Below are 7,424 nucleotides of genomic sequence, written 5' to 3'. Positions count from 1 at the left end.
ATGTAAAATATCAAGAGAAGAAAGAGAGAGAAAAGGAACAGAACTTGTTTGGATATTGATAATTTGGAATAGTTGCACCTTTCAGGGTTTTTTACAAGCCACCGTTTCTAACGGTGGTAGTTGACTAAAATATTTAATTTCATATACGACTATGAACCTTATTGCGTACAGGTTTGATTTCCATTGTTTTTAGAATGAACTCATTGATCTTTGCTCTTTTTTGCATATTACCTACCCAATTCAAAACGGAACCATTATTTCCAGGGCAAATCCATTTTTTTTGTCATCAGTTTTTCCATTATAAAACCTTCAAATACTGAGGCAATCAGAATATAAACAATAAAAATAACCGTATATTTCCACCCGAAATAAAGAATCATCATTGGCAAAAGCGGAATTTTGATTGATCTGCTGTATATAAAAGCAGCTGTTAAAGCCGGCCTCATACCATGTTCCTGCAATTCGCCGAGCATGGGATACCAGACATAAACCGATCCGTGGCTGATTACTCCGAGTACAAGGGCAATAGCCCATCCCTTTAATCCGGACTCTTTGCCGAAGAGTTTTACATATTTTGAGGGCCGGATGAAAAAATTTATTAACCCCATAAAAAGAAAAACAAGAACAAGAACAGGCAGGATTTTTACAATTAAAAGAAGACTGTGCATAACAGCTTTTTCTGTTCTCCCACTGTCAACAAGAAAAGAAATTATGTATAAGAGAACTACAATAAGAAAGAATATTAACCTGCTTTGGTGTTTGTTTTTTGTTTTTTCCATTTTCAAAGAATTTTCCATGTAATTACAATTAATGCTGAAACTGCTATTGCAAGAACCAGAGATGTCAAATTTCTTAAAATTGCAAATTTCTTACCGAGGAAATCTATTTCTGCAGGAAGCTGAACAACACCGACTGTCACCCATGCAGTAATAAATATTGTTACTGCAAAAAAACTTACATTCTGTTTAAGCAGTTCTCCTCCTATAATATAGCTGTTTATGGGATTTCCTGTTATTATACTGCCTGTTACTGCGCTTACCAGTGCGTCAGTAATTATGTTTCCGGAAAAAAGTTTTGCCATTGCATCTGAAGGAAGAAAAACCTGTATGAATCCGAAAAGAAACAGTATTCCTGCAATCATTGGAATAGCATAAAAAAGATTTTTTCCTGAAGAGATGAATGCTTGCTTAAAATCCATATTTTTCATTTTTTTATTTGGCATCATTCTGTTTGCTCCGCTTATGTTGTTTTTTTCTGCGGAAGGGCTTGGTATGTTTTTATTAGGAATTTTCATTTCTATCCCTGTTGCATACAATTATTTTCAGTCTAAGCGTTAATTGTTGAATTGTTCTTAAATCAATAAGTTATATCTTCTCCTGTATTTAGGATTAAATTATTTTACATGTTTTATAAGTTTTTTTTAAACAATTCTGTCAAATTCTGAACAACATCATCCACATTGGGCAGGTCAGTTGCTGGTATTTGATGTCTCAAACTGCTTTCCCATGCAGATTTAATTATTTTTGTTGATTTTGGATTTATTAGCTGTTCAGAGTTTTTATATTCTAAACCCTTAAATTTCGCCTTTTCTAAAAAAGCTGATTTTATCTCTTTCCAATCTTTTTTAGTAAACGAATTACTCAATTTATAAATATCGTAATAATCGCGTGGAGCTGTGTATGAGCGCTGAATTAGCGCTCTGATTTTTTCTGCAACAACCTCTTTCAAATTGTAACAGGGTATTTTACCTGTATCTTTTAAGATCAAATCCGAATAAGGATGAAGCTGTTTTTTTAATTCAGGATTAAATACAATTTTTTCATATAGAGTAATTTCCACTTTAATGCTGGTCATCCATCTGTTTGGATTGGGTGGTTCCTGATTTTTGGAATGATTGGCTCCCCAGTATTTTAACTTTGCCTGATAACCGGTCAGCATGTCTTTGTATCTGAGTTCGGAAATTTTGTGAAGATGAAAGAGAATTCCGGAATTATTTTTTACTGTATCAGTTACCTTGTTCAGTATTTTCTTTGTCAATTTGTAATTCTCAGTACTTGAAGTAAAATCAAGATCTTCGGAGAATCGGTAATATGGAAAGTAACATTTGCGAATAGCAGTTCCGCCTTTAAAAAGCAATTTTTCTTTATTCTCATCAATTGAATAAAATGCTGAAAGAAAATGTCCCAATACCCAATCTTTATCAACCGTATCCGGAGGAACTTTCCATTCAACAGATTTGTCCGTTATTTCCTTTTTCAAGATCATTTTAATAAAATTCTTTACTAAGGTTAAAAATTTTATCTCTGCTTACATTTAATCTTAACCGCCAGCTTGAAACAAATTCTCCGCACTCGCCGCCTGTGGAATCAATTAAATTATATTTATTGTTTACCATAAGTTTTGCATACTTTATAAATGCCTGTAATCCTCTTTTATTCAGCAACTCGGATAAAAAACCAAGTCTTTTTATAGCTGAGATATTATTTATCGCTTTGGAATATTTGATCATTTTTTTACTGTTTAGTTTTGCCTGTGCAAATGATCCAATCAGTAAATCAAAACCACCGGAATATTTTGGCAGATCGAAACAATCAATGATTGTTTTTTCGATGTCAGTTATTGGGTAGCGGTTGTTGCCGTAGCCGATATTTGTTATGCCTGTTCTTTTTCTATCTGTGATTGTTACAAATTTATAATTCACACCTAATATTGTTTTATTTTTTTTACGCTTTGTTGTTTGAATAAATACTTTGTTGGGAAAGCGTGAAGTAAGACTGTGTGTATTCAAGGCAGACCAATAAGCAACAGCACTGTTTTTGGAAATAAATGTCCCTATTACATTCGGATTATTAAAATTTTTAACAGCGTAATATCCTTTTTGAAGACGATAAATAAAATTTTTTTGAACCAGATTTTCCAGCACTTCGTTTATATTGCAAAATTTACGGTTCAGTCGTTCTTCAATGTCATAAATAGTAAAATATTCAATTTCGTTGTCATTCAGCAGCTGTATGAAAACAAGCTGATTTTTTGTTAAATTTGTTGATATGTAAACGCTGTTTGCCATTGCTTTTTATGTATTTAAAAGACCTGAAATTTATGTCTTATTGTTACATGTTTGGTAAGGTAAATATAAATATAACTAAATGCAAGTGAATTAATATTCTTTTTCTTCACAATCCAGCGGTAAAAGAAAATTTTTTTCTTAATGATATTATTTATTTTTTTCTCCTTTAATTCTAATAAAACATAGAACAATTATGGCTTTTGAGAAATAAATCACTATAATATATAAAATTGTACCATTTGAAACAAATATTTTATATATTCGTACAACATATGTTAAATGTAAAAATGAAACTTATTGCTCAGAAAAACGTCTGTTAATTATAAGGGACGGAAAACAGAGTAAAATCTATCAAGAGGAGATTGGTATGCAGAAAAGAAAGAAATTACTGCGGGCGGTGTTAATTATTGCTGTTACTTTACTTGTTTCAGCGGTTTTTGCATCACCGGACGAGGGAATGTGGACATTTGACAATCCTCCTGTTAAGCGATTGATGGAGAAATACGGATTTAAACCTACTCAGGAGTGGTTAGATCATGTCAGGCTTGCAAGTGTACGTTTTATGGACGGCGGGTCAGGTTCGTTTGTCAGTCCTGACGGGCTTGTAATGACAAATCATCATGTTGCAGTAGGCCAGCTTCAGAAAATTTCTACTGCAGAAAAAAATTACGTTGCAACAGGATTTTATGCTCCGACTTACAAGGATGAACTGAAAAGCTCTGACCTTGAAGTTAATGTTCTAATATCTGTGGAAGATGTAACCTCAAGAGTCAAAGCTGTGGTAAAAGAGGGAATGAGTGCTCAGGATGCTTTAAAAGCAAAAGAGGCTGTTATCGCAGAGATAGAAAAAGAGAGTAAAGATAAAACAGGCCTTCGGTCAAATGTTGTTTCTCTGTATCACGGCGGCGAGTACTGGCTGTACAGGTACAAGAAATATACTGATGTGCGCCTTGTTTTTGCTCCCGAACGCCAGGCAGCATATTATGGCGGAGATTTTGATAATTTCACATATCCGAGATATGATCTTGATGTTGCATTTTTCAGAGTTTATGAAAATGGCAAACCATTTAAATCCAATAACTATTTCAAATGGAACAAGGCCGGAGCAGGGGATAACGAGTTAGTTTTTGTATCAGGTAACCCGGGCTCAACAGACAGGCTGTTTACCTTTGCCCAGCTTGAGTACCAGAGAGATTTCAGATACCCCATGGTTCTGGATCTTATTAAATCGTGGATTGTAATGTTAAGAGATTATTCAAAAAAAGGCCCTGAGCAGCAGAGGCGGGCGCTTATAAGAATTTTTGGCCTTGAGAATGGGAAAAAGGCTATGACCGGAGAATATGAGGGTCTCCTTGATTCAACATTAATGAATAATTATAAAAAACAGGAAGATGCTCTCAGGGCAAAAATTGCTACAGATCCTGAACTTCAGAAAAAATACGGAGATGCATGGACAACAATTGAAAAGCTGATGTCAACTGATCAGGACAGGATTGTAAAACAGTTTTATCAATCCCTGTTCGGTTCAAGGCTTTCCGGAATTGCAACAAGTATTGTAAGATATGTTGCTGAAGTAAAAAAGCCGGATTCAGACCGTTTGAACGGATATCATGATGCTCAGCTTGAAAATCTTAAATTCAGACTATTTTCGCCAGCCCCAATATACAAAGATTTGGAAGAAGCTAATTTTGCGTGGAGCCTTAAGCTCTCTCTAAAAGGCCTTGGCAGAGACGATCCGTTTATTAAAGCTGTCCTGGAAAATAAAACTCCTGAGGAAATATCAAAATATCTTGTAGCCAATACAAAACTATGCGATGTTAATTTCCGAAAGAAACTTATTGAAGGCGGAGAAAAAGCAGTTAAAAAATGTAAGGACCCTCTCATTGTTCTGGCGCGCAGGATTGATCCGATTTTGAGGGACAATATAAAGTGGAACAAAGAACACATGGAGAGTATATTTAATGTTGCAACTGAGAAAATTGCCAAAGCAAGGTTTGAAATTTATGGCAAGGATATATATCCTGATGCAACATTTACACTTCGCTTATCGTATGGGGCAGTAAAAGGATACCCCATGAATGGTACAAAAGCTCCTTACAAAACCACTCTTTACGGTCTTTATGACAGGGCTTTAAGCTTTGACAACAAAGGCCCGTACAAGCTGCCTCAACGATTCTGGGACAGAAAAGACAAACTTGATCTTTCTACTCCGGTTAATTTTGTGAGCAGCTGTGATATTATTGGCGGAAATTCAGGATCTCCGGTTATAAATAAAGAAGCTGAGGTTGTGGGACTTATCTTTGATGGGAATATAGAGAGTCTTCCGGGAAGGTTTATGTATGATGATATAAAGAACCGTGCTGTTGCAGTACATACAGCATATATTTCCGAAGCTCTTCGCAAATTGTTCGATGCAGGCAAGCTTGCTGACGAACTTGAAGGCAAGTAACCTGGCTGTTTGATTTTATATCCGCTGTCCGAATTATTATATATTATATAATATCGGACAGCGGATTTTTTTTCTTAACCCCCTTTTTTCACTAACACAGGTAATTGTTAGTGAGAATCAATATCTTGATTTTTAAGAAATATTAATTTTTTTTTTATTAGCCAAGATTTTAGTTGCTATTGTAAAAAATTGTTGTATTATTTAGCCGTGAAAACAATTTACCGGGAGGTATGGTTTAATGGTATATTTGAAAGATTATCTTGATCCTTTATTTGTTACATTTTTGGAAGAAGATGATAAAAAATCGGCATTGAATACTATGGCAGCTCTTTTAAGCAAATCTCCGAAAATCGAAGATAATAAAGCATTTAAAAAAGCAGTTTTCGATAGAGAGAATTTAATGAGTACAGGAATAGGCCTTGGAATAGCAATTCCCCATGTAAAAATAGATACTGTCTCTGATATTGTAATAGGTATAGGAATTACAAAAAAAGGAATTGACTGGGGAACGATAGATAATAAACCTGTAAGATTAATATTTCTTATAGCAGGTGCAGAGCATCAGCACCGGGTTTATCTCCAGATTCTTTCCAAGATAATTCTTGTACTAAAGAAGAAGGACAGGCGGGAGAAACTGCTTGCTGCAAAATCTCCGGAAGAAGTATTAAACATCTTTAATAAGCTGTAGAAACCATGGGACAATTAAATACTTTACTTTATCTTGCAATAGCATCTATTGTTGCGTTTTTTGCCAAACGTGGTACAAGCAAAATCGGACTGCCGATTGTAACCGGATATGTTATTTCAGGTGTGATACTCGGAATATCAGTTCTGAAAATATTTCATCTTGAGATCCTGGACAGGCTTGATATTGTTAATGATTTTGCACTGGGAATTATCGGGTTTACAATAGGGTCTGAACTCAGAAAATCGGTCTTCAAGCAACTTGGAAAGTCTATAATACTTATTGCACTTTTTGAATCTGTCGGTGCTTTTATTATTGTTTCAGTCTCGATTTACATTATGGACCCCAGTAAAATATATCAAGCTTTAATTATGGGAGCTGTTTCATCTGCAACTGCCCCGGCTGCAACGGTTTATGTTATTCAGCAGTATAAAGCAAAAGGGCCGTTAACATCTACAATTCTTGCAGTTGTGGGAATTGACGATGCTTTTGCTCTGATTATTTTTGTGTTTGCTTCTATTGTTGCAAAAAATATGATGATGGCTACTCACATGTCTATTGTTAGTGTTATTGCGGCACCGGTTGTAGAAATATTATCAGCAATATCACTTGGGCTTGTATCCAGCATTGTTTATGTACTGCTTTTCCGAAAAGTCCGGTTTCCTGATGAACTGCTTCTCGGCTTGTCAGGATTCCTTCTTTTCACTCTTGGTATTGCACACCAATTTCATTTATCAAGTCTTCTTGCTGCAATGTCATTTGGAGTAGGTGTGACAAATATGAATGCCATGCTGACAAACAGAAGTACAAAAATTGCAGAGACATTATCACCGCTGTTTTTTGCATACTTCTTTATATTTGCCGGAGCGCATTTGAACATAGGGCTTTTCCCCAAAATAGGATTTATGGGTTTAATTTATCTTCTTGCAAGAATCATAGGTAAAGTAGGGGGAGCAAGTCTCGGAGCAATAGTTGGCAAGGCACAGCATACTGTCAGAAAATATATAGGTTTTGCTCTTGTGCCTCAGGTAGGTGTTGCAATTGCTCTTGCTATAGTTGTAAAGAAAGAATTCGGTGGAGGGGATTTTGGAGAAGCAGGTACAAATCTTGCCGTTCTTGTAATAAATATATTGCTGTTTACTACAATTATAACTGAGGTTTTGGGCCCTGTATTGACAAAATGGGCTTTAACAAAAGCCGGTGAAAGGCAGGAGTGACCTTTA

At 35.3% G+C, this 7,424-nt stretch carries 7 protein-coding genes; 3 read left to right on the top strand and 4 right to left on the bottom strand.

Translation table 11 applies throughout. From position 1 onward, the window contains the following. Positions 1 to 254 precede the first annotated feature (254 nt). From J7K93_14240 to J7K93_14225, 4 genes are all read right to left on the bottom strand, one after another. Positions 255 to 779, bottom strand: a complete 525-nt coding sequence (locus J7K93_14240; GenBank protein MCD6118160.1) for a permease — start codon at positions 777 to 779, stop codon at positions 255 to 257. 2 nt (positions 780 to 781) lie between these two features. Next, on the bottom strand, positions 782 to 1,294 hold the full coding sequence (locus J7K93_14235; protein ID MCD6118159.1) for a hypothetical protein: 513 nt from the start codon (positions 1,292 to 1,294) through the stop codon (positions 782 to 784). 113 nt (positions 1,295 to 1,407) lie between these two features. Then, positions 1,408 to 2,265, bottom strand: coding sequence for a nucleotidyl transferase AbiEii/AbiGii toxin family protein (locus J7K93_14230; GenBank protein MCD6118158.1), 858 nt, complete (start codon positions 2,263 to 2,265; stop codon positions 1,408 to 1,410). 1 nt (position 2,266) lies between these two features. Continuing rightward, a complete protein-coding gene (locus J7K93_14225) occupies positions 2,267 to 3,067 on the bottom strand; it encodes a hypothetical protein (GenBank protein MCD6118157.1) in 801 nt (266 codons plus the stop codon). A 367-nt stretch (positions 3,068 to 3,434) separates the two neighbouring features. Here J7K93_14225 and J7K93_14220 point away from each other — a divergent pair, with 367 nt between their 5' ends. The 3 genes from J7K93_14220 to J7K93_14210 all read left to right on the top strand — a co-directional run bounded on the left by J7K93_14220 (position 3,435) and on the right by J7K93_14210 (position 7,418). Beyond that, entirely contained in the window at positions 3,435 to 5,516 is a 2,082-nt protein-coding gene (locus tag J7K93_14220) for a S46 family peptidase (protein MCD6118156.1), read from the top strand. A 238-nt stretch (positions 5,517 to 5,754) separates the two neighbouring features. Further along, on the top strand, positions 5,755 to 6,204 hold the full coding sequence (locus tag J7K93_14215) for a PTS sugar transporter subunit IIA (protein MCD6118155.1): 450 nt from the start codon (positions 5,755 to 5,757) through the stop codon (positions 6,202 to 6,204). A gap of 5 nt (positions 6,205 to 6,209) precedes the next feature. Beyond that, entirely contained in the window at positions 6,210 to 7,418 is a 1,209-nt protein-coding gene (locus J7K93_14210; GenBank protein ID MCD6118154.1) for a cation:proton antiporter, read from the top strand. Positions 7,419 to 7,424: the final 6 nt, after the last annotated feature.

Source organism: bacterium (assembly GCA_021158245.1).
GTDB lineage: Bacteria > Zhuqueibacterota > QNDG01 > QNDG01 > QNDG01 > QNDG01.
Note: the sequence above shows the minus strand (reverse complement) of the source record. Positions and strands in the feature narration are given on the sequence as shown.